Source organism: Neobacillus sp. SuZ13, assembly GCF_030123365.1.
Lineage (GTDB): Bacteria > Bacillota > Bacilli > Bacillales > Cytobacillaceae > Neobacillus.
Map to the genome: position 1 here is coordinate 4885555 of NZ_CP126107.1, position 21006 is coordinate 4906560.

Genomic DNA, 21006 nt, shown 5'->3' on the forward strand with positions numbered 1-21006 from the left:
GGATTAGCCTTCATGAGTGAAGACTAATCACATCTCAATCAATTTTTATTGTCCAAGTTTTTCTTTCATGTCTTTTTCCATATTTTGAACTGCTTGTTCAACGGTTTGTTGACCTGCAATTGCTTTTGATACATTTACTTGAATGATTTCAGAGATTTCAGGATAGTTTGGAGCTACTGGACGAGAAACAGCTGCACTTAGGCCATCAACAAAGCCTTTATCTGCAAATGTTGGGTTCGCTTTAAGAATCTCTTGATCTTGATATAACTTTGTGATTGTAGGTGCGTGTCCACCGTAAATCGCATCGATTTTTTGTCCTTCTGCACCAGCCATAAACTTCAGAAATTCCCATGCTTCTTTTGGATGCTTCGAATACTTATTGATACCAGCCATCCAGCCACCAAGCGCCGCCGCTGATCCTTTGTCACCTGCAGGAAGTGGTGCTACTCCAACCTTATCAGCAATTTTGGATTTCGTTTTGTCATTCGCACTTGCATATTCATAAGGCCAGTTACGTAGGAAAACCGTTTGACCTTCAATAAACGCCTGGTCTGATTCAGTTTCTGTAAATGTTGTTACATTACCAGGAACAACACTTGACTTAGCAATTTCAACCATTTTCTTTAATCCTTTGATTGCCTCCGGACTATTAATGGCTACCTTACCATCTTTATCGATGAACGCTCCGCCATAGGATGCAACAAATTCTACAGCGTTACAGACAAGCCCTTCATACTGTTTCGCTTGAAAAACATACCCAAACTTTGTATTGCCCTTACCTTTATCTGCCTTCGCTTTTGTTAATAATTCATCCCATGTTTTTGGTACTTCATTTGGCTTAACTAAGTCTTTTCTATAGAATAGTAGACCGGCATCAACAAATTTAGGAAGTGCCCATTGTTTTCCGTTAAACTGAGCTGCACCTAAAGCACCCTGGTTATATTCGTTTAAATCAATTCCATCCTGTTGAATGAAACGGTCTAGCGGAAGTACATATCCAGCCTGAGCAAATTCCGCCGGCCAAATAACATCCATATCAATAACATCAATTTCAGAAGACTTCGCGTTAAATGCAGTAATATAGGCATCATGTTGCTGACCAGTGTCAGCAGGCATTTCCCGAAACTCTACATCAATGTTCGGATGAGTTGCTTCAAACGCTGCCACCATTTTTGCAGTTCCCTGAGTAACGTCCTTACCACGAGCATAAATCAGTTTTACCTTTTGCTCTGTTGTCGTCTTGGTTTTGTCCCCCGCCGGCTTTTCCTTCGTGCTTGAAGTATCCGAACTACAGGCAGCAAGCGCAAGTGATAATGTAGCAAATACAGCTAAAAGTTTGGCTTTCTTCGACTTTTTCATGTTTTTCCCCCTATTTTGAAATCGTTTTCAATTTTGACATGGTTGAATCTCTAATTACCAAATCAAAAGGTAATAGAATTTCTAGGTGATTGGCTACTTCTTTCTTATGGGCAATAGATTCTATCATCACTTCCATTGCTGTCTTTCCCATTTCTTCGATGGGCTGTCGAATCGTTGTCAGAGCCGGTTCTACAACTCTGGCAATCGGTTGATCATCAAAACCGATGATGGCGAATTCGTCCGGCACTTTTTTGCCTATGGCCTTGGCGGCCATAATGATTCCTGTTGCTACCTGATCACTTCCTGTAAAAACAGCAGTGGGGGCTTCTTTCATGTTTAAAATCGTTCTTAAAATTCTTTTACCGTCATCTAGGTCGAATACATTTGAAAACATCCATTCAGTACGAAACGGAAGCCCGTATTCTGCGAGAGCCTTTCTGAATCCAGCCTGCCTATCCTTGGCTAAATTACTTTTATCACCACTGGTACAAGCAATTCTTTTATGGCCTTGTTCAACTAAGTGGCATGTCCCTATGTAGCTCGCCTCAAATTGATCCATACGGACAATTGGCACCCTTGTATTTCTTTCATATTCATTGCAAAAAACCATTGGACCATACTCTGTAAAGGGCTCAATCATATTCCATTCGTTTTCATATGATGTAAGGATCAACCCATCTACTTGCTTTGTTCTTAACAGCTCCAAAAAATCCAGTTCCTTCTGTTTGCTATATCTCGTCTGGCAAATGAGTAACTGAAGATTGTTTTGAGTTGCAACCGTATCCATTGCTTCCACTAGATACGCAAAAAACGGATTTGTCATGACTGGAACTAATATGGCAATCGTATCTGTTTTTTGATTCCGTAACCGCTGAGCAGTGGTATTGGGGACATAATTCAAAGCCTCCATTGCTTCACGAACTAACCTTTTCTTATCCTCAGTTACATTTGGATGGTTATTAATCACCCTTGAAACGGTCGCTCTTGAAAGCCCTGCTCTTATTGCTACATCCGCAATCGTGGCCAAACAAAATCCCCCTTCCCCCTCCTTTTATTAAAGATGGTTTAAATGTTGAAATCTATTTCTTGAAATCGATTTCAATTACACTTTAATAGATTTTGAAAGCGATTTCAATATTTTTTTCAGAAAAATCTATAAATTCCTAATTGTTTCGGAAAGTGAAATAATTTTTATTTTTAAATACTCGGATATCATAGTATAGATATCAGTACTAACGTTTTTTCCTTAGGAGGGAAAAATGTCACTCCCTTCGTAAAACCGAATCTTATTACTCGTGGTCTGCATCCAGAGAATAAAGAAACACCCATTCAATTCAAACTGACATAATGGATCATAAAGAGTTTTACAGAAGCTACTCACTTTATTCAAACTATTTGCTGACGATCAATGGTTTCGTTAGAACACCCATTTTGTTTTCCATGCAAGAGATCAACCTGCCTTCAAAAAAAATTAAAGTGGTCCTAGAATGTTCTGGTGACAAGCGGGAATTATTCAAACCTAAAGTATATGGAGAACAATGGAGAAAAGGTGCGATAAGTCAGGAATATTGGAAAGGGAAAGCATTTAATCAAAGGTATTTTCTTGAACTGGAATGGATTATATTTCGAAAGTTGAAATCAGTATGGATAATGGGGAAAACTGGACAAAAGCAAGACTCATCGTCCAACATCAAGGAAGTTATCGATGGTCTTCTTGGTCATACAAATGGTTCGTTTGGAAAAAATGGATTATATAATTTACATACAAAAATTAGAAAAGCTCAAAGAGTTGTACTTGGAATCGAATATGTATATTATTTCTACAACGAAGATACAACGCATCATTTTCATACTTGGTATGTCCCACGTTATGAGTGGATGTATGAATTAGGACGTTCTGTAGAGTCTGTTAGACCCGTCCTCCTTCACGCTAGAAATAAAATGAACAACGATGATCATAAACAAAAAGTTTTACAAGCAATTGATGCATTAAAAAAAGAGTTAAATCGATCTTCATCAAAATACTTTAATGTCTTTTGTATATTTAATACTATAGATAACACTGGACATCACCAGGCTCAAGTTCGCCTCGGCCCGATTTATTATCTAGTGCTCCAGTTTGCCCTCAATCACATAGGTCACGGTTTCAATCCCGCGATGCGGGTCAAAATCAAACGTACCTTTTTTAAAAAAATCCTCTGTGAGAAAAAGGAAAGGATCAGACTCCTTCATTTTTTGGGGATCTAATACCATTCCTGCAGTGTAAATCGAACTATGTTGGTGATGCTGAACGGTCCAAACACGCTCAATACCCCTTTGAAGAATTTCGCTCATATTCTATCCCCCTAGTAAATCAAGATAATAGTATCGTTATTGAAATGCTTTATCAAATTTAAAACTTCGGAAATGAGCGAAAATGGCGAATCGACTGTTAAACGTTGAAATTCGCTCATTGAATGCTGAAATTCGCTCACAAAACACCGAAATTCGCCCGTTGGAACTCAAATTCGCTCAATAACTCTGAAAATTCGCCCGTTCAATAATAACATTGGCTTGTAAAATTATTTTCGGAAAATATTTTACAAGAATCGATAAAATTCGGCAGGATATTCAGTCTTATTATTAGAATTTATTCTTAAAACGAGAGGAGTGATTATTTTGATAATCAAAGAAAGGACAAAACCATTAATTATGCTTATTTTAGAAGCTTTACTGCGGCGTCTTCCCTGCAGTCACCAAAAGTACCAACAGATACTAGATGAGCACGGAAGGAGACAAGCAGGTTACATCGGTGAGAAATCGCTCGATTACTATTATCGCGAATTGCCTCATCAAAAATATATGATCCTCCACGATTTAAACCTTCCTGATGGCGACTACAACTGCCAAATTGACACCCTGCTTTTAACACCTGAATTCGCCCTTGCGATTGATGTCAAAAATATGGCTGGAAAGTTAATATTTGATACGGATAATGAACAGTTTATTCAGATCAACAATGGTATTGAAAAAGGATACCCCTATCCGATTGCGCAGGCAGAAAGACATCAGAAGTACTTACAGAAACTACTTGCTGCACATCATTTTCCTCCCATTCCGGTTGAATATTTAGTGGTGATCAGTAATAGTTATACTTCCTATGCTGTTACAGGAAAAAATGCCCACAAAGTTAAACCCCGAGTTTGTAAGTCCGATGTCTTCTTAAACAAAATTACCCTTTTAGAAAAACAATATTCGAAACCGCTTTTGACCTCCAAGGAAATCAAGAAGCTTTGCCGCCTCCTAGTGAAGATGAACACCGTTCCGACAAGCTATGTATTGAAAAAATATGATATTCACACATCAGACTTGTTAAGTGGTGTCCACTGTCCTACCAACTCTAATCATTCCCTAATTCGTAAAAAACAGAATTGGTACTGCCCTTCCTGCGATGCTTTTTCAAAAGACGCACATATTAACGCACTGAAGGATTATTTTCTGCTATTTGGACCGACGATAACCAATAAGCAGTTTCGGGAATTTGCTCATATAAAATCACGTGATGTAGTAAAAAGAATACTTCTATCTTGTAATCTTCAATGCCTTGGAAAGTACAGAGCACGATACTATGCCCCTAAGAATTTCCCTTGGTGAGTTTTTAATTATTTTCTAACATGGTAAATAACGATTCGCTCATAAAGTATCTAGATTCGCCCATTGAACATGAAAATTCGCTCGATGATTGATGAAATTCGCTCATTAAACAACGAAATTCGCCCATAAGCTAAAAAATATAACTCTTAGAGTTCCCATTTCAGAAAAAAAACCAACAAAGGACACCTAATTTAGGTGTCCTCTATCAATAACTCAGCTATTTATACCGCAATATCCTTCCCTTCTTCAACAACATGGAACAATAAATGGGCTAAATGATGAATTGGGCCATATTCTTCTTGGTCTTCATCATCAGGTTCCTCGTTAAATTCCATGTCATTTAAGAACAACGCCATAAATTCATAAAAGTCCTTCAATTGGAAGGAATAGCAGCCGACTGGATCTTCATTGTCTTCTTCATAGTGCAAGACCATATAAGACAGGTCACCGTCCACATCTTCTGCATCAAAAAACACAAATAGGCCAATGTTCGTGTCGAGCTCGAATAAATGCCTAGTCCCACCTTCCGTTGCTTTCGTAAAATCGGCCTGGCTTAGTTTTTGAATTTGCATACTATCTACATTATCTTCTTGATGGAATCCGACAACAAATGATTTCATGATTTCCTCCTTAAAACTTCACAGAAATAAAACAACACATGCTTTTATCTTGCCCTACTCCTAGTTGGTTTCATTCTTTCTATCTTAAAATTTATAAAACAGTATTAATCACAATGCTTATCTTCTAATTCAGTATGCTCATTTAGGAGTGGATTTTCACTTGGAGCAAAATTCACTGACTGTAGACTCATATTTGGCTCAAGTCCATAAAGGTCTTGGGAGGATTTACTTTCATATTCCGTCAGGGATTGCTTTTTTTCCCCCTTTTTCATACTACGCACCTCTTCATAATCATATTTTCCTAGTATTGTCTCCGTAATTATTGAAAACATTCAAATCATAAAAAAATCCCTGATAATTTCAGGGATTTACAATCAGCCGATCGGAGGTTGAATTGGATGGTTCAATACATTATCTTCTGTGGAAATGGCCACATCACTATTTGACGTTGACACTTTCACATCCTTTGCAGTAGTGAAAAGTGCAACCAATGAGATCGAAAACAATAGGACAACAAACTTTTTCATTAAAATTGCCTCCTAAACCTTAAATTATTTTATTTAAATATTTTACTGCATCAATAACCAGACCCTTTTGAGTGTAATAGTCGGCAAGCATTTTATAAAAATGCGTTAAGTCTTCGCTATGTTCATTTTCCTCTTCCAGGTAGGGAATGACCTTCGCTTCTAAATATTTGAATGCTTTTACAGGAGATGCTAGATGAAGGAGATAATAGTCTGCTAAGATTCGGTATTTTTTTACGGATAGTTCTTTTGAAAGTAGGTTCACTTCTTGGAAGCAAAGTTTCGCTTTCTCAAATGATTTGAGAGAATGGTGAAGCTCCCCAATTGCATATAGAGTTACTAGATAATGCTGGTTTTTGTTTGGCTGCAGGGCCAAACTCTTTTCATAATAGAATAGTGCTTCCTTTGCATTTTTCATTTTAAATTGCAAATGGCCCATATTATGATAGATTTGGGGAAGTAACTTATCTTTTCTTAGTAATTCTGCATTGCGGATTAAATGTTGAAAACACTCTTGGGCTTCTTCGTAAATATTGGAATGGGTATAATTAATACCTAACAGCATAAGTGTGTGGAGTATTCTGATGAAGTTGTGCTGATTCATAAATATTTGCAGTGCCATTTTTCCGAAATGGATGGCATGTCCTGAAAGCTCTAGTGAACTTTTTACAAGAGATCGATGGTACAGAAATTCACCACTGGTTGTTTCTTTATTGTTTTCTGTATGTAAGGCATCGAGGATTTCATCTGCATTTTGATATTGACCCTTCCACATTAAGAATATCGCATTATAATAGCGAAATAAATGGTCTTCATGTTGGGAAAAATTTTTCTTTTGCTTATATAAAAGTGCTCTTTGACCATCAGCTTCATCCACTTGGCCTTTAAAAATTAAATAGCGGAACTTATACAATTCATAAATATAAATATATTTAGAGAATGGGATCAGATGTTCAATTTCCATAAGTTTTTGATAATATTCTTCTATTTCATTTCTAAGATAAAAATTAATCTTCTCGTCAAGTCCTTTTAATAAGGATTTAATTTCTTCTTCCTGCTCCTCCATCTCTTCGAGGCCAATATTTAGACGCTTTAGTAAAAGAGAGATCGTCCCTTCATTTGCTTCTTTTGAGTTGTTTTCAATTTTACTTAAATGCGGGACAGAACATATTCCCTTTGAAAGCTCTGCTTGTGTTATTCCTCTTTGCGTTCGATAAAATTTAATCAGGGCTCCATATTCCATATTGCCACCAGACAAACCTTTCTTTTTTTCCTATTTTACATCAAATGGTATTTTTCCAACAGTACTTTTCTAACTATTTTAAAGATTTAGACTTCAATTCCAAAAGGTCATCAGTCAAAACAACCTGATGACCCCTTTCAAGATTTACTTGACTCTTGGAAAACCAAATCCTGATGCGTAATCATCAGCTGTTGCTGCCCCTGAACCGCCTTTAATATCATATAGTTTTGCACGATTTTGGAGTTCTGTGCGAAGCTGATCATTGGACTTGGTAGGGTTAGCTGACCAAATCTTTGCAGCAAGCCCAGATACGTGCGGTGTTGCCATCGATGTGCCACTAATAGTGTTGTAACTTCCATCATTCCAAGTAGACTCAATTGCCCTACCTGGTGCAGAAACCTCCACATCCCGCTCTTGAATTACAAAGTCACCATCAGTACTCGGATTTCCACGCGATGAAAAATCGGCTACACGGTAGGTTCCATTTTCCTGAACGTTTTCCAGGGCGGCAACTGCAACTACATTTACTAGTGCACCAGGATAGCCTATCGTGTTGGTTCCAGGTCCGTCATTTCCTGCAGCAGCAATAATTAATACACCTTTTCCATAGGCATAATCAACTGCACTTGAGATGAGAGAATCTTTTACGCTAGACCCAAGCGACATCGATATAATCACATGTGATCCAGTTCGTGTTGCTTCATCTGCTGCTTTTCGAATGGCCGCTGCAATATCATCGGAGTATCCACTGCCACGGTTGTTTAACACTTTATAGGACCAGAGCTCAGCTTCAGGTGCTACCCCGTAAATTCCCTGACCAGTACCGCCGTTGGCCAAAACCGTTCCGGAAACATGCGTCCCGTGCCCATTTCCATCCGCGCAACTTCCCTCAACCAATGAGACTTTATTTTGGGAAAAATCCTTACATTGCTCAACATTGCTCTTTAAATCCACATGATTTACATTGACACCCGTATCAAGGACCGCTACCTTAATTCCGTTTCCACCTGAAGTTCTTGCAATCGCTGGATCATTGTAAATGGCTTGAATGCCCCATGGTGTTTGATCACTAGGACCTGTAACTGCTGTCCCTCCCGGCTTTGCCGCTAAATCTGTCTTAGATATGAACTGTAATTCTGGTATTCTCTCAATAGATAAATTCTTGTTATTTAATAGGGCTTGATATTGTTGTGCATTTACGTTGGTAGTAAACCCTTTGCTTGCGAAATCCCAGCGGGTTCCGAAGCTCGCCTTCGCTTTTGCCTTTTCAGAAGCGGGACCTTGAATTAACACCCGATAAGTTTCCTGGCCATTTGTTTGCTGTCCGAATGCTCCGGTGGCAAACATCGAAATTCCCATGATGAAGCTAAGTAATACAGATCCTACGATTCTCCTTTTCTTCAATAAAAAAACTCCTCCTCCAACCAGAATAAAAGCCAACGCTGATTCTTAATACTATTCAAAATATCTCGGTTACATATCAAACGAGCCAAACTAAAAAGTTGGGAAAATTTTTAGTTTTTAATAAAAAAAACCAGTCCAATGATGGACTGGTTTCTAAAAATATTTCTTTTTCCAAAAAATAAAAGCTGTTAAACTCGTTAAAAATGCCGAGATTACTAGTGGTATGGCATACGAATGGGTAGCGTGCTGCAAAGGGATATCCACATTCATCCCATAAAAGCTCGCCACCATTGTTGGGAAGGATAAGATAATCGTAATCGAAGTTAGGAACTTCATGACGATGTTTAGGTTATTGGAAATAATGGAGGCGAAAGCATTCATCATTCCGGTTAAAATGGAACGATAGGTTTCGGCCATCTCAATCGCCTGTGTTTTTTCAATAATAACGTCTTCTAATAAGTCCTTGTCTTCTTCGTACATTTTTAAATAATTAAATCGCAGGATCTTATCGAGGACAACTTTATTCGACTTTAGGGAAGTCGTAAAGTAAACCAAACTTTTCTCTAATGCTAGAAAGGCGAACAATTCTTTATTTTTTAATGACTGATGAACGACATGTTCAATTTCATTTGTTTTCTTGTTAATTTGTTTTAAATAACGTAAATAATACGAAGAAATAACGAATAATATTTGCAAAGCAAAACGTGTCTTTTTAAACGTGAAAAACTCTTTTACTCTGTTTTTCCGAAATTCTTCTAATATGGGGGTATCCTTTAATGAAACCGTAATGATACAGTCATCTGTTAGAATAATACCGATCGGAATGGTCTCATATCCTGCAAATCCATTTTCATCATGAACGATATAAGGAAAGTCGACAATGATATACACGCGGCCATCGTCTCGTTCAATCCTCGGACGTTCCTCATCATCGAGTGCATCTTTAATGATATCTACATCGACCTGGGCTTCCATTGACACCTTATTGATTTCTTCTTGGGTTGGGGAATACATATTAACCCAGCACCCTTTTGATATGACATTAACTGTTTCTAAAACTTTTGTCTCTGTACTTTTAAAAATTTCCAGCATGATTTAACCTCCTCACTCACTTTGTTCGAGGAAGCCAACAACCTTTTCTAGAGTTGATATTCTTGCTATTCATTTCAATCCATTCAAAGATCACATTGACTTCCCCACACCTACTACTTGGGTCCGGGTCTACGGAATAACTCAAAAATATCAACTCCCTCTAACTATTTTTATTTCCTATCCTATCATAAACCCTAATCACTGAAAGTACAAAGGAGTTTTTCTGAATTTATTCATCTTCTGCAAAAAAAGGATTTAAATGTATCAAAACTTCCTGAATATTATCGTTCTTATCCATCAGTTTTTGTTTGATCGCTTTTGCCAAATCATGTCCCTGCTTGATGGTTTTATAATGATCGATCGAGATACGCAAATCCACCAATACATAATGACCAAGTTCTCTCGCTCTAATTCGGTCAATTCGTTTTACTTCATTGAATTCCTTCACAACTGCAACGTATTCTTGTAATGTCTCTGTATCAATGTTCCGTTCCAGTAAGATATCAAATGCCTCTGTTAACATTTCCTTAGCGATTTTAAAAATCAAATAAGCGACAAAAATACTTGCGGCTTTGTCTCCGTATAATAAAAAGTGAATATCAAACCGGCTGCCTGTAATCGAAAGGAGCACCCCGATTGCAGCCGCAATTGATGCCACAATATCTGCTTTATGATCAAATGCAATGGCCTCAATGGCTTTACTCTTATTTTCCTTTGCCACTTTTAATGAACTTCGATACAGAATAACTTTAGTCACATAAGAAAAGAGGGCCACCCACATCGCCAAAAAGCTCGGTGATTCCACTTCATGAAAGAAACCGCTAATCCCTTCGTAAACCACATAAATGGCAACCAGAAAGAGCAAGATCCCGATTATCCCAGAAACAATGACTTCTGCCTTTCCATGTCCATATGGATGTTCATCATCGGCTGGCTTATTAGCAATTTTTATAACTAATAATACAATCACTGATGCAAACACATCTGCTGCTGAATGTATCCCATCTGCGAAAACTGCGTCACTATTTCCAACCAATCCAATGATTATTTTTCCTAATGTAAGAATAATGTTACTAATTACACTAATCCAGGCCACTTTTTTAGCCAAAGTTTCTCTCATTTCCATAATATGTAAACCACCTTTAAAAATACCTCTAGAAATCATAGCAAATGCATCCATGATGGGTCTAGAGAAAAAGTCTTACCCGCTTCAAGCTATGTTGCAGCCAGTCAAAATATGTATGTCCTTATCCTTCCTGGCCTTCCATTTCTCCCTTCACCATTTCCACTTCTTCAACTACAGATATTTTGTTAATTTGATCATGAAGAAAATGAAACGCCTCATCTAATTCTTCTCGTGATGGAAACTCATCTTTTTTGTTCATTACGGTACCTCCAGTTAGATTTATTTTTTATTAGGAGTAATCCTGTGGAAAAAAGAAAAAAATACCCTTGTATCAAACATTGAAAGGGAGGAATACAGGATGGACAATAAGAATCAAAAAGCAAATCCTAAGAAAGAATTGGCAGGCAGTTTCTATCATCCCAGTTATTATCAAGAAACGGATGATCTATCTGCCGGGATAGCAACTACGCATGAGCAAGCCAGTGACACCTATACTGAAGGTGAAATTGGAGCGGTCATTGATGATGTGAACGGTAAGGATATACCAATACCGCAAAAAGGCTACGATAAATAATAAAATCAGAGAAAACAGCTCTCTATGGAAGCTGTTTTCTCTTTTTGTGTCCCCATTATTTATCATCATCAACGTAAGGATCGTGTTCAAAGGCGGGTAAATCACCAAAACTGGTCATGATGCCTTCCTCATCAAGGGCATCTTCGTAACTTTCATGCTGCGGGTTTGGATAAACCTTGATATTATTTCCATACATGTCATTTCCAACAAAATTTTCATAGTCCTCGACATAGCTAATGTTTTCGTCTGCTTCAGTATAGATATCACTATAACTATCCTGTGGAAAGGCTAAATCGGAAGGAGTCTCGGATGTGCCCCACGCGGCAACAGTCTGCCAAGAATCTTCTGCATCAAAAGCAACGTTCTCATCTTTTTCGTCCATATCAAACTTACCAAAGGGCGGCATCAAAACGCCTTCTTCCACGGGGCGCTTGTGTGAAGTAACCTGATCGGGACTGTGCTCAATACAATAGGTTGTATTTGGCAATGCCTGTAAACGTTCTAAAGGAATCTCCTTACCGCATACTTCGCAGGTTCCATAAGTGCCATTTTCCATTGCCTCCAAAGCGTGATCGATATTTCTGAGTTGAAATTGATAATGTTCATTTAAAGCAATATCTTTCTCACGTTCATATAATTCTGTTCCCTCATCAGCTGGGTGGTTATCATAGCTGGATAACTCCCCCATCGACTCATGAAAATGCCCTCTTTCCAATCCAAAGTGATCATTTTGTTCTATATGTTCTTCTACCTCACTTTTTTCTTGTAACAATTGTAAACGTAACTCAGCAAGTTGCTGTGTCGATAACATGTGCTAAACCCCTTTCAATGAAAAGCGCTAAGTATCTTGCTCCATCTATTTCACTTTTATATTTATTGTTTTTATCTTTCTCTTCTATTTTCATTTTTTTCGTGGTTGATTATGTAATGAAAATTTAATTCCATCAAAAACCTAACTGCAGGATTGTTTATTAACTGAATAAGAAATGGACAGGAGTATATCTTAAGAAATATCTTAACTAGGAGAAATGAGGAGATTGTGTGGTTAATGAAAACTTTGACAAATTCAGACAAGAGCAAAAGGAGCATCAATCAACCTATTTAGGCGGGAACAGGAAACAAAAGCCTGGGCTTAATGATGCAGAATATAATAATCAAGATAATACCGACAAATCACCAGGCGCGACGGGTAGAGATATTTAGAGAAAAAGGAGGATGTCGATGAGTAAATCCAATTCCGGCGGGAATGAGAAGAGTGACATGAAATGGTGGCAACTCTCTTTGTTTGGCGTGGGCTGTACGATTGGAACAGGTTTCTTCCTTGGCTCAGGCTTAGCAATTAAAATGACAGGTCCATCGATCTTAGTTGCCTTTATAGTTGCTGCCCTTGGGACATATTTCGTCTATGATGCTTTATCCAAAATGACGTCCCAAGAACCCTTACAAGGCGGGTTTCGGTCGTATGCGAAGAAAGCCTATGGCAGGTGGGCCGGATTCAGCAGCGGTTGGGTCTACTGGTCATCAGAAGTGTTAATCATGGGAAGCCAAATGACGGCGCTTTCGATTTTTTCCCAATTTTGGCTTCCAAAAATCCCCTTATGGATATTTGCTACTATTTACGCAGTTTTAGGACTAGTAGTGATATTAATTGGAGTAAAGGTCTTAAATAAGCTAGAAAATATACTTGCAGTCTTAAAAATCTCAGCAATATTAATGTTTATTGTGATTGCATTTCTCGCCATTTTTGGGGTGATCGATGGTGATCGCCCTATTCAGTATCCGAATACACAAAAAGAAATTATGCCCCATGGTTTGAAAGGCTTATGGTCAGCAGTCATTTTTGCTTTCTATGCTTTCGGGGGCATCGAAATTCTTGGATTAATGGCAACCAATTTAAAGGATCCCAAGGAAGCTCCAAAAGCAGGAAAAGTCATGTTGTTTACACTTATGATCATCTATGTAGTATCGATTGGTCTTGCAGTCATTATTGTTCCTTGGAATCATTTTAACACAAAGGAAAGTACCTTTGTTGTCGCTTTAAATGCATACCATCTTTCCTTTGTTCCTCATTTTTTTAATGCAACATTAATTATTGCAGGATTTTCAACAATGACTGCTTCTCTTTATGGCGTAACAAGCGTGCTAGTTACCCTTGGAGAAGAGGGTGATGCACCTGCATGTTTTTCAAAGCCAGGGAAATTAAAGGTCCCGCTGGCATCGCTGCTTATTACCATGTTAGGAATAACTGCCTCGGTTGTTTCAGCCTTGGTTTTGCCTAATAAAATTTATGAGTGGGTTACCACAGGTGCCGCCTTAATGCTCCTTTATAATTGGCTCTTTATACTGGCATCCTCTCGAAAAATCTTAGAGTTAAAGCTGAAGGAAAAAATCATGTATTCCATTGGCGCCTTGTTTATTTTAATTGCCGTCAGCGGTACTCTTTTTCATGAAACAAGCAGACCTGGCTTTTTTATTAGCCTGGCCTTTCTTGGCATCATAGGAGTGATTACTTTATTCATGCAGTTTAAATGGAAAAAGTCGAAGAAAAAAGTGCTTAGCCCATGGCCTACTGCGTAGAAATTAACAACAAAAAGTCATAGAAAAGGCCTCCTCAAAAGTTCATTACTTAATGACCTTTTGAGGAGGCCTCCGTTTATGAGAACAGAACTTAACTTATAGCCAGATGGTGGTAAGCAATATTCATATTTTTCCTAAGTTCATTAGGATGATCATGATAGACAACTTCACCTTTATTAAGAATATAAACATCGTCAGCAATACTTAAGGCGGTAGCAATGTTTTGCTCGACTAAAAGCATCGACATACCTGTTTCCTTTAATTTTAAAAGAACATCCATTACTTCTCCGACCATTAGCGGAGAAAGCCCTTCTGTGGGTTCATCAAGGAGGAGGATTTTTGGATTCCTCATTAACGCCCGGCCAATGGATAGCATGGATTGCTCACCGCCGCTTAGATTTCCGGCATGAGTCTTTTCTCTTTCCTTTAACCGCGGGAATAGATCAAAAATTCGTTCCAAGCTCCAGTCCCCATGGTTTTTATTAGCGAAAACACTTAAATTTTCATGTACGGTCAGGTTGGTGAAAATTCTTCGTCCCTGAGGTACAATCCCGATGCCTTTATTGGCAATTTGGTGGCTTTTCAATTTTATAACATTTTCTCCTTCAAATACGATATCACCTTCTTTTTTGGTGACAAAACCAATGATTGAATGAATAGTCGTTGTTTTTCCCATGCCATTCCTGCCAAGCAGCGTTACCACACTTCCCTTTTTCACCTCTAGGTTGACTCCATGAAGGATATGGCTGGCACCATAGTAACTATGAACACCCTGTAAGCTAAGCATTGATCATTTCCTCCTTTCCCATATAGATTTCTTTTACAAGAGGATTTTCCCTTACCACTTCTGGACTTCCATCCGCTATTAATGTCCCGGCATGAAGCACAATCACTCGGTCCATATTACCAAATAACACCTCGATATCGTGTTCAATCATCATAATTGTTACCTCTGACGATAATTTATTAATTAAAGCAATGATTTGATCCGTTTCCACTTGAGACATCCCAGCAGTCGGCTCATCCAATAAAAGCAGCTTGGGTTTACCCGCAATGGCCATAATAATCTCAATTTGCCGTTGGACACCATAAGATAAATCTTTGACCTTCAAATGGCTATATTCTTGCAATCCCCACTCATACAGGAGTTTATCTACTTTTTCAAATAGGGAAGGATAATTTTTCTTATTAACTTGTTTCCACCATTGGGTATGTTTTTTATTGATTCGCTGTAAAACTAGCAGCAAATTCTCTTTAACAGTTAAACCCATCATTAAATTGTTTTTTTGGAATGTCCGGACAATTCCTTGCTCTGTCCGTTTATAATTAGGCAAGCGATTAATCGGTTCTTCAAAATAGCTAATCGTTCCCCCTGAAGGTTCTAAATCTCCGGCAATCATATTAAATAAAGTTGATTTACCAGCACCATTGGGTCCAATCAGCCCCACTCGTTCACCTCTGCTGACTTCTAATGTAACATCCTCGATCACCTTAATTCCGCCAAAATGTTTTGAAAGGCCTTTTAGCGAAAGAATCTTTTCCTTCTTCATCCAGCTTCACCTATCCATCCATTTTAGTTTCTTGCTTCATTTGGATTATTTTCGATGTCTCATGTTCAAGCTTTTGGCGTTTAAATAAAGTTCTTTTTAGACTATTAAAAATACCGACAATCCCATTAGGGGCAAATATAACAAATAATATAAAGGCAGCCCCAATAATCATCATCCAATTTTCTGTATAAGAACTAATAATGGTTTCTAAAATAACGATAAAGGCTGCTCCAATGACTGGACCCCATAACGTTCCAACCCCGCCGATTAATACCATGATTAACACAGACCCAGATGCCGTCCAATAAACGTCATTTGGCGAAATAAATCCGTTAAATACAACGTATAAACCTCCAGCTAACCCGCCAATGGTACCAGCAATTAAAAAGCTAATGTTCTTATATAACGCCGTATTATAACCAATTGATTTCATCCGTTCTTCATTTTCTTTAATACCAATAAAAACAGTTCCTAATGGGGAATGTAAAAATCGGCTCAAAATGAATAGAAGAATGGCAATCACAACAAGGATAAAGTAGTAGACAAACACTTGATTTGAAAGCCTGAGGCCGCCAACTAAATCTACCGGTGCGATACCTGATAATCCGTTCGACCCCCCGGTAACATTTGTCCATTGATAAACAATAGAGTAAAAGATTTGTGAACAGGCAAGTGTGAGCATTAAAAAATAAAATCCATGTGCTTTAGTAGAAAGCAGGCCAATGATGAGTGCTAATAAAAGGGCAAATATAAGCCCTATTCCAATTGTGATAAAAATGTTGGTGCTGAACTTTAGTGCAGCTAAGCCCGTTGCATACGCACCAGCACCGAAGAAAGCAGCGTGACCTAATGAAACCAAACCTGTCTGCCCAACTAAAATATTTAAGCTAACAGCAAAAATACTAAGAATAAGTATTTCTGATAAAATATTTACGTAATAAATAGATAGAAAGAATGGAACAAGAACCATTAACAAAAATAATAGTGTTCCTTTGACTGGACCCATCTTCATTACGCCACCCTCCTGCCGGTAAGACCTTGCGGGCGAACCACTAGTACCAATGCCATTAACGCAAACGTAATAATTAAACTTAATTCAGGTACGAAATAACGGCTAAAAGTTTCAACAAAGCCTACTAGTAAACTGGCAATAAACGTTCCCATGACCGAACCTAGTCCGCCAACTACAAGTACAACCAGAGACAAAATGAGAATTTGGAACTCCATTCCTGGAAAAACTCCTAAAATCGGTGAACCAAGGACACCGCCTAAACCTGCCATTAAACTTCCTAAGAAAAAGACGCAAGTAAACACAAAATGAATGTTAACTCCTAATCCACCAACCATTTCTTTATCAGACAATCCTGCTCGGATCACTGCTCCCCATTTAGTTTTTTCCTGGGTGTACCATAAGAGAATAGCCAATACAATTCCAATCACAATTAAGGCGAGGCGGTATGCTGGAATGGCATTACCGGCAATTTCTACTGAAACGTTAAGTGCTTCCGGCGGGTTGACAACTAGAATATTTTTTCCCCACATCATTGAAAAAATGTCGTGAAAAATATATGCCAATCCGAAGGTTAATAACACCTGAGAAAGGTGCCCTAGCTTGTATGTAGGCCGGAGCATAACAATTTCCAATACTAAGCCTATGATGGCAATTAGGATCGGTACTGCCATTAAGGCAACCCAAAATGGCAAGCCTGCTTCCATGATTAGCGAGTATCCTATATAGGAACCTAGTACATACAAAGAACCATGTGCCAGGTTTAAGACACCCAATATACCAAAAACAATGGTAATCCCACTTGTGATAATAAAAAGTAATACTCCATAGCTTAGTCCATTCATCAATTGTAGAAGAAGAGCATTCAAATGTTTAGCCTCCTTATCCCTAATTTTTAGGCTCTGTTAAACTTGACTGTTGATTTCCACTCCAGGCACTTCGCTTTCCGCGGGCGGTCCGGGGAGCCTCCTCGGCGCATGCGCCTGCGGGGTCTCCCCTGCCCCGTCCTCCCGCAGGAGTCTTCGTGCCTTCCGCTCCAATCAACTTGCTATAACACACAGCCAATTTTTAAAAGAAAGAGGCAAAGGATTTCCTGCCTCTTTCATCATCTCTATTGATTTATTTAATTTTATTTCCCTGGGTCTACGACTTGAGGAATGGTATCAATTACCTTATTCTCTGTTTTTCCATTAACAATACCTGTTTCAACGATATAAAGATTTTGAATCACATTATGCGTTTCTTTATCAAACTTAATCGGTCCTCTAGGACTGTTAATTTTAATCTCAGAAATTGTTTCAACCAACTTATCTGGATCGGAAACATCGCCATCTAACTTTTTAATGGCTTCCGCCAGAATCATAGCCGCATCATATCCCTCAGCTGATTCAATACTTGGACGTTTGTTGTATTTCTTTTCGTAGGCTTGTACAAATGCCTTATTTTCTGGCGTATCTATACTGTAATCCCAGAAAATCGAGGCCTTAATTCCATCCGGTGAAGTGCCTTGCTGCGGACGAGTATCTTCGGCAGTAAGCCAGCCTGAGCCAATTAGCGGTATCTTCCCTTTTAATCCATATTGATCATATTGCTGAACAAATCGAACCGCATCACTACCAGCATAGAAGGCATAGATACCATCAATACCTTTCTGATTCATTTTGCCCAGATAAGAAGAATAGTCATTGTTTCCTAGTGGTGGATACACTTCCCCAGCAATCTGACCGCCCGCTTTTGTGTACGCTTCCTTAAAGGCCTCTGCGACTTCGTGACCGAATGCATAATCTGCTGCGGTAACATAGATTTTCTTACCTACGTTTTTATATGCCCATTCACCCATAGAATGACCAATTTGCCATGAACTAAAGGAGGAGCGGTAAATGTAATTGCTTCGCTTGGCTCTAGTTAGATCATTCCCTCCAGCATGGGAATCAAGAAACGGAAGTTTTTTGCTGTCTACTTCATCACGGATAGCATACGCAACAGCCGTACTAACAGGTCCTGTTAAGATATCGATTTGATCTTGATCCGTTAATTTTCTAAGCTTTCTTAACGCCACCTGTGGATCTGCCTCTGTATCTTCATGGATTATCTCAATCTTTTTGCCTGCAATCTCAAAGTTTTTTTCTTCAAAGTAAAGGTTCATACCATTTAATAGATTTTCACCTAGAGATGCATAAACACCTGTGGAAGGAAGCAATGCCCCGATTTTGATTGGAGAATTATCATTGGTTTTCCCTTTTGTTTTCTCTTTGGAAGTAGAAGTGTTAATAGCACCAGAACTACATGCCGAAAGTAATAGAACTAATAGAATCAAAATAGATCCATTTCTTTTAAAATTTTTCATAATTACCCCCTGTTTTTTGTTAACGCTTCCAAAAATAAATATTTATCCTCCTTATTTCAAATATTTTGAACATTTCTAATATTATTATATTGTTTACCTCGTTTATTTACAATACCTTTTTTTTACACTAATAAATATTTCATAATGAATTTTTTACGTATTTATCAGTTTTTTTCATAATTATCTTTGATAAATCACTTATGTTTTTATTACTAACGAAAAAAATTCACATTATATATCAGGCATTTATTACTACCACCTTCACATACCAAAAGACAAAAAAATAGCCAGGAACTTTAACTGGCTATTTAGTGACAATATATAATTTTATGCTTGTTTTAACCTAAACCGTTGGACTTTACCCGTTGTTGTTTTAGGCAATTCTGAGATAAATTCGATTTCCCTAGGATATTTATAAGGTGCTAGGTTTTGTTTTACATAGAGTTTGAGATCTGTCTTTAAGTCATCGGACGGCTCGACCCCATCCCGTAAAACAATAAATGCCTTCGGGTAAACAAGGTTATTCTCATTTTTAGCACCGACGACTGCAACCTCCTGAACTTTCTCATGTTGGAACAGGGTAGTTTCAATTTCTATCGGTGAAACCCAAATTCCGCCTACCTTCAACATATCATCTGAGCGGCCGCAGTACCAAAAATATCCTTCTTCATCTTGAAAATATTTATCCCCTGTATACATCCACTCACCGTGGAATTTACTTTGATTCTCAGCCAAATTACAAAAATAACCAATACTAACACTATCACCTTTAATAACAAGGTCGCCAATTTCATTTACAGCCACTGGCATCGATTCTTCATTGACGATTTTTACGTTGTATCCCGGAACAACCATCCCCGTACTTCCTTCTTTAATTTGACCCATTTGATTGGACAGAAAAATGTGCAAGGCTTCTGTTGAACCAATGCCATCTAAAATATCCAAATTAAACAACTGCTTCCACTTTCTAATAAAGGTTGCTGGCAGCGCTTCACCTGCGGATACGCAAATTCTAACAGATGAAAGGTCTGGAATGATTCCCGTTTTTTCAACATATTGAATCAACGCCCCAAACAATGTAGGTACGCCGAAAAAGATTGTTGGCTTTTGTTTTTCAATCGTTGCAAAAATGTTTTCTGGTGTTGGGCGATCCTTCAATAATACGGTTGAAGCACCTGCTCCCAATGGGAAATACATCCCGTTCCCCATTCCATAAGCAAAGAATAACTTGGAAGCAGAAAATGTTCGGTCATCCTCGTTGATTCCAAGGATATTTTTCGCATAATTATTATACGCTACCTCCATACTTCTTTGAATATGGACAACTCCTTTTGGATTACCCGTACTTCCAGAGCTGTAAAGCCAAAAAGCAGGATCTTCCGAAGTGGTTCGTTCAACCTCTAATTCAGACGAAGCAGGAGCAATAAACTCGTAGTAGTCAGTTGCATCGGGATTACGATAGCCTGTCTCTGAGATGACAATGATGTTTTTTAGAAAAATAAAGCGGTCTCGCTCGTACTTGATTGTATTCCAGACTTCCTCTTGAATGAGCAACACTTTGGCACGACTATGATTTAGGAAGTATTCGTAATCTTGTGGTTTCATTGAAGTATTTACTGGTATTGGTATAGCCCCTATTTTGACGGCACCAAAAAAGGAGTAAATAAACTCAGGTGAATCACTGACTACCTGCAAGATCCGATTTTCCCGTTCCACGCCTATCTCCTTGAGAGCGTTTCCAAATTTATTCGCTTTGTTAAGAATCTCACTATAGGTGACCTGCTCATCCTCACAATAAATTGCTACTTTATTTCCTAGACCTTTTTGGACATTTTCCTCTACAAAACGATACGCACTATTAAAATTATCTTTTATACCCTTTAATTGTTGAACTGACTCTAGCATTCTATAACCCCCAAGGAAAAATTGGAACTCGATACTCCAGGTA

Annotated in this window: 22 protein-coding genes and 2 pseudogenes; 6 read left to right on the forward strand and 18 right to left on the reverse strand. The window is 38.3% G+C overall.

The window, feature by feature from the left end; translation table 11 throughout:
- Positions 1-45: 45 nt before the first annotated feature.
- Complete coding sequence (locus QNH17_RS24195) at positions 46-1359, reverse strand: ABC transporter substrate-binding protein (protein ID WP_283875620.1); 1314 nt, start codon at positions 1357-1359, stop codon at positions 46-48.
- Between the two features lie 10 nt (positions 1360-1369).
- Positions 1370-2386 carry a LacI family DNA-binding transcriptional regulator gene (locus QNH17_RS24200; protein WP_283875621.1) on the reverse strand — a complete coding sequence of 339 codons (1017 nt, stop codon included), beginning with the start codon at positions 2384-2386 and terminating at the stop codon, positions 1370-1372.
- 413 nt (positions 2387-2799) lie between these two features.
- On the opposite strand from QNH17_RS24200, the pseudogene QNH17_RS30095 reads away from it, so the two are divergent.
- A pseudogene (locus tag QNH17_RS30095) lies at positions 2800-2886 on the forward strand (hypothetical protein); the annotation flags it as partial.
- Between the two features lie 211 nt (positions 2887-3097).
- Positions 3098-3357 (forward strand): annotated as a pseudogene (locus QNH17_RS30100) (HIT family protein); the annotation flags it as partial.
- 108 nt (positions 3358-3465) lie between these two features.
- Here QNH17_RS30100 and QNH17_RS29910 read toward each other — a convergent pair.
- Entirely contained in the window at positions 3466-3693 is a 228-nt protein-coding gene (locus QNH17_RS29910; RefSeq protein ID WP_481858545.1) for a pirin family protein, read from the reverse strand.
- Positions 3694-4017: 324 nt separating this feature from the next.
- On the opposite strand from QNH17_RS29910, the gene QNH17_RS24215 reads away from it, so the two are divergent.
- Positions 4018-4992, forward strand: a complete 975-nt coding sequence (locus QNH17_RS24215) for a nuclease-related domain-containing protein (protein ID WP_283875622.1) — start codon at positions 4018-4020, stop codon at positions 4990-4992.
- Positions 4993-5213: 221 nt separating this feature from the next.
- On the opposite strand, the gene QNH17_RS24220 is transcribed toward QNH17_RS24215, so the two are convergent.
- The 8 genes from QNH17_RS24220 to QNH17_RS24255 form a co-directional block, all read right to left on the reverse strand.
- Positions 5214-5612 (reverse strand): cytosolic protein, encoded by a 399-nt coding sequence (locus tag QNH17_RS24220; protein WP_283875624.1) that lies wholly within the window; start codon positions 5610-5612, stop codon positions 5214-5216.
- A gap of 104 nt (positions 5613-5716) precedes the next feature.
- On the reverse strand, positions 5717-5884 hold the full coding sequence (locus QNH17_RS24225) for a hypothetical protein (protein WP_283875625.1): 168 nt from the start codon (positions 5882-5884) through the stop codon (positions 5717-5719).
- A 102-nt stretch (positions 5885-5986) separates the two neighbouring features.
- Positions 5987-6139: a hypothetical protein gene (locus QNH17_RS24230; protein WP_283875626.1), complete on the reverse strand. Its 153-nt coding sequence runs from the start codon at positions 6137-6139 to the stop codon at positions 5987-5989.
- Positions 6140-6158: 19 nt separating this feature from the next.
- Positions 6159-7379: a tetratricopeptide repeat protein gene (locus QNH17_RS24235; protein ID WP_283875628.1), complete on the reverse strand. Its 1221-nt coding sequence runs from the start codon at positions 7377-7379 to the stop codon at positions 6159-6161.
- Positions 7380-7523: 144 nt separating this feature from the next.
- Complete coding sequence (locus QNH17_RS24240) at positions 7524-8783, reverse strand: S8 family peptidase (protein WP_283875629.1); 1260 nt, start codon at positions 8781-8783, stop codon at positions 7524-7526.
- A 153-nt stretch (positions 8784-8936) separates the two neighbouring features.
- On the reverse strand, positions 8937-9875 hold the full coding sequence (locus QNH17_RS24245; protein ID WP_144554624.1) for a magnesium transporter CorA family protein: 939 nt from the start codon (positions 9873-9875) through the stop codon (positions 8937-8939).
- A 229-nt stretch (positions 9876-10104) separates the two neighbouring features.
- Positions 10105-11001, reverse strand: a complete 897-nt coding sequence (locus QNH17_RS24250; protein WP_283875630.1) for a cation diffusion facilitator family transporter — start codon at positions 10999-11001, stop codon at positions 10105-10107.
- 121 nt (positions 11002-11122) lie between these two features.
- Positions 11123-11260: a hypothetical protein gene (locus QNH17_RS24255; protein WP_283875632.1), complete on the reverse strand. Its 138-nt coding sequence runs from the start codon at positions 11258-11260 to the stop codon at positions 11123-11125.
- 99 nt (positions 11261-11359) lie between these two features.
- On the opposite strand from QNH17_RS24255, the gene QNH17_RS24260 reads away from it, so the two are divergent.
- Positions 11360-11575, forward strand: coding sequence for a YozQ family protein (locus tag QNH17_RS24260; RefSeq protein WP_098572791.1), 216 nt, complete (start codon positions 11360-11362; stop codon positions 11573-11575).
- A gap of 55 nt (positions 11576-11630) precedes the next feature.
- On the opposite strand, the gene QNH17_RS24265 is transcribed toward QNH17_RS24260, so the two are convergent.
- Positions 11631-12386: a yteA family sporulation protein gene (locus QNH17_RS24265; protein WP_283875633.1), complete on the reverse strand. Its 756-nt coding sequence runs from the start codon at positions 12384-12386 to the stop codon at positions 11631-11633.
- Between the two features lie 230 nt (positions 12387-12616).
- Here QNH17_RS24265 and QNH17_RS24270 point away from each other — a divergent pair, with 230 nt between their 5' ends.
- Both QNH17_RS24270 and QNH17_RS24275 read left to right on the forward strand, forming a co-directional pair.
- Positions 12617-12778 carry a hypothetical protein gene (locus QNH17_RS24270; protein WP_283875634.1) on the forward strand — a complete coding sequence of 54 codons (162 nt, stop codon included), beginning with the start codon at positions 12617-12619 and terminating at the stop codon, positions 12776-12778.
- An 18-nt stretch (positions 12779-12796) separates the two neighbouring features.
- The gene (locus QNH17_RS24275) at positions 12797-14152 is read left to right on the forward strand and encodes an amino acid permease (RefSeq protein WP_283875636.1); all 1356 of its coding nucleotides are present in this window, start codon (positions 12797-12799) and stop codon (positions 14150-14152) included.
- A gap of 91 nt (positions 14153-14243) precedes the next feature.
- Here QNH17_RS24275 and QNH17_RS24280 read toward each other — a convergent pair whose 3' ends face one another.
- The 6 genes from QNH17_RS24280 to QNH17_RS24305 form a co-directional block, all read right to left on the reverse strand.
- Positions 14244-14939: an ABC transporter ATP-binding protein gene (locus tag QNH17_RS24280; RefSeq protein WP_283875637.1), complete on the reverse strand. Its 696-nt coding sequence runs from the start codon at positions 14937-14939 to the stop codon at positions 14244-14246.
- Entirely contained in the window at positions 14932-15702 is a 771-nt protein-coding gene (locus tag QNH17_RS24285; RefSeq protein WP_283875639.1) for an ABC transporter ATP-binding protein, read from the reverse strand. The genes QNH17_RS24280 and QNH17_RS24285 overlap by 8 nt, the downstream gene beginning before the upstream one ends.
- 10 nt (positions 15703-15712) lie before the next feature.
- Entirely contained in the window at positions 15713-16714 is a 1002-nt protein-coding gene (locus tag QNH17_RS24290; protein WP_283875640.1) for a branched-chain amino acid ABC transporter permease, read from the reverse strand.
- Positions 16714-17580 (reverse strand): branched-chain amino acid ABC transporter permease, encoded by an 867-nt coding sequence (locus tag QNH17_RS24295; protein ID WP_283875641.1) that lies wholly within the window; start codon positions 17578-17580, stop codon positions 16714-16716. Before QNH17_RS24295 ends, QNH17_RS24290 begins: the two co-directional genes overlap by 1 nt.
- A gap of 260 nt (positions 17581-17840) precedes the next feature.
- Positions 17841-19058 (reverse strand): ABC transporter substrate-binding protein, encoded by a 1218-nt coding sequence (locus tag QNH17_RS24300; RefSeq protein WP_283875643.1) that lies wholly within the window; start codon positions 19056-19058, stop codon positions 17841-17843.
- A gap of 327 nt (positions 19059-19385) precedes the next feature.
- Positions 19386-20963, reverse strand: a complete 1578-nt coding sequence (locus tag QNH17_RS24305; protein WP_283875644.1) for a benzoate-CoA ligase family protein — start codon at positions 20961-20963, stop codon at positions 19386-19388.
- Between the last annotated feature and the right edge of the window lie 43 nt (positions 20964-21006).

Bases quoted from the DNA above. Each gene is read 5' to 3' on its own strand.
- QNH17_RS24195 (WP_283875620.1), bottom strand. From the start codon at position 1,359: ATGAAAAAGTCGAAGAAAGCCAAACTTTTAGCTGTATTTGCTACATTA.
- QNH17_RS29910 (WP_481858545.1), bottom strand. From the start codon at position 3,693: ATGAGCGAAATTCTTCAAAGGGGTATTGAGCGTGTTTGGACCGTTCAG.
- QNH17_RS24220 (WP_283875624.1), bottom strand. From the start codon at position 5,612: ATGAAATCATTTGTTGTCGGATTCCATCAAGAAGATAATGTAGATAGT.
- QNH17_RS24225 (WP_283875625.1), bottom strand. From the start codon at position 5,884: ATGAAAAAGGGGGAAAAAAAGCAATCCCTGACGGAATATGAAAGTAAA.
- QNH17_RS24230 (WP_283875626.1), bottom strand. From the start codon at position 6,139: ATGAAAAAGTTTGTTGTCCTATTGTTTTCGATCTCATTGGTTGCACTT.
- QNH17_RS24235 (WP_283875628.1), bottom strand. From the start codon at position 7,379: ATGGAATATGGAGCCCTGATTAAATTTTATCGAACGCAAAGAGGAATA.
- QNH17_RS24245 (WP_144554624.1), bottom strand. From the start codon at position 9,875: ATGCTGGAAATTTTTAAAAGTACAGAGACAAAAGTTTTAGAAACAGTT.
- QNH17_RS24250 (WP_283875630.1), bottom strand. From the start codon at position 11,001: ATGGAAATGAGAGAAACTTTGGCTAAAAAAGTGGCCTGGATTAGTGTA.
- QNH17_RS24255 (WP_283875632.1), bottom strand. From the start codon at position 11,260: ATGAACAAAAAAGATGAGTTTCCATCACGAGAAGAATTAGATGAGGCG.
- QNH17_RS24260 (WP_098572791.1), top strand. From the start codon at position 11,360: ATGGACAATAAGAATCAAAAAGCAAATCCTAAGAAAGAATTGGCAGGC.
- QNH17_RS24265 (WP_283875633.1), bottom strand. From the start codon at position 12,386: ATGTTATCGACACAGCAACTTGCTGAGTTACGTTTACAATTGTTACAA.
- QNH17_RS24275 (WP_283875636.1), top strand. From the start codon at position 12,797: ATGAGTAAATCCAATTCCGGCGGGAATGAGAAGAGTGACATGAAATGG.
- QNH17_RS24280 (WP_283875637.1), bottom strand. From the start codon at position 14,939: ATGCTTAGCTTACAGGGTGTTCATAGTTACTATGGTGCCAGCCATATC.
- QNH17_RS24285 (WP_283875639.1), bottom strand. From the start codon at position 15,702: ATGAAGAAGGAAAAGATTCTTTCGCTAAAAGGCCTTTCAAAACATTTT.
- QNH17_RS24290 (WP_283875640.1), bottom strand. From the start codon at position 16,714: ATGAAGATGGGTCCAGTCAAAGGAACACTATTATTTTTGTTAATGGTT.
- QNH17_RS24300 (WP_283875643.1), bottom strand. From the start codon at position 19,058: ATGAAAAATTTTAAAAGAAATGGATCTATTTTGATTCTATTAGTTCTA.
- QNH17_RS24305 (WP_283875644.1), bottom strand. From the start codon at position 20,963: ATGCTAGAGTCAGTTCAACAATTAAAGGGTATAAAAGATAATTTTAAT.